The organism is Massilia orientalis (assembly GCF_030411975.2).
Classification (GTDB): domain Bacteria; phylum Pseudomonadota; class Gammaproteobacteria; order Burkholderiales; family Burkholderiaceae_D; genus Telluria; species Telluria orientalis.
Genome location: NZ_JASNRB020000080.1, coordinates 1 through 1,224, shown reverse-complemented (window position 1 = coordinate 1,224; position 1,224 = coordinate 1). Strand labels below are relative to the sequence as shown.

Here is a 1,224-nt window from a genome sequence, read left to right as displayed (position 1 = left end):
ACATATCCGCAGCTTCGGTGACTGGCTTAGCCCCGTTACATCTTCCGCGCAGGACGACTCGATCAGTGAGCTATTACGCTTTCTTTAAATGATGGCTGCTTCTAAGCCAACATCCTGACTGTTTTAGCCTTCCCACTTCGTTTTCCACTTAGCCAATCTTTGGGACCTTAGCTGGCGGTCTGGGTTGTTTCCCTCTTGACGCCGGACGTTAGCACCCGACGTCTGTCTCCCAAGCTCGCACTCATCGGTATTCGGAGTTTGCAATGGTTTGGTAAGTCGCAATGACCCCCTAGCCATAACAGTGCTCTACCCCCGATGGTGATACTTGAGGCACTACCTAAATAGTTTTCGGAGAGAACCAGCTATTTCCAGGTTTGTTTAGCCTTTCACCCCTACCCACAGCTCATCCCCTAATTTTTCAACATTAGTGGGTTCGGACCTCCAGGGCGTGTTACCGCACCTTCATCCTGGCCATGGGTAGATCACCTGGTTTCGGGTCTACACCCAGCGACTGTCGCCCTGTTCGGACTCGATTTCTCTACGGCTCCCCTATTCGGTTAACCTCGCCACTGAATGTAAGTCGCTGACCCATTATACAAAAGGTACGCCGTCACCCCACGAAGAGGCTCCGACTGTTTGTATGCACACGGTTTCAGGATCTATTTCACTCCCCTCCCGGGGTTCTTTTCGCCTTTCCCTCACGGTACTGGTTCACTATCGGTCGATTACGAGTATTTAGCCTTGGAGGATGGTCCCCCCATCTTCAGACAGGATTTCTCGTGTCCCGCCCTACTTGTCGTACGCTTAGTACCACCGTTCGAATTTCGTGTAAGGGGCTATCACCCTCTATGGCCAGCATTTCCAGGCTGTTCCACTATTCGATCGACTATCACGTACAAGGCTCATCCCATTTCGCTCGCCACTACTTTGGGAATCTCGGTTGATTTCTTTTCCTGCAGCTACTTAGATGTTTCAGTTCGCCGCGTTCGCTTTGCATACCTATGTATTCAGTATGCAATGACCTAAAAGGCCGGGTTTCCCCATTCGGAAATCTGCGGATCAAAGTGTGTTTGCTCACTCCCCGCAGCTTATCGCAAGCTACTACGTCCTTCATCGCCTGTAATCGCCAAGGCATCCACCATGTGCACTTATTCACTTGTCCCTATAACGTTGGCCCCTGCATGAGTATCAGGGAACGTCATATCGACAAGAGTTCAGCTTACT

Annotated in this window: 1 rRNA gene; it reads right to left on the bottom strand. The window is 50.8% G+C overall.

Annotated features, from left to right (window positions below):
- Positions 1-1,162 (bottom strand): 23S ribosomal RNA (locus QPK29_RS33440); the annotation flags it as partial.
- Positions 1,163-1,224: the final 62 nt, after the last annotated feature.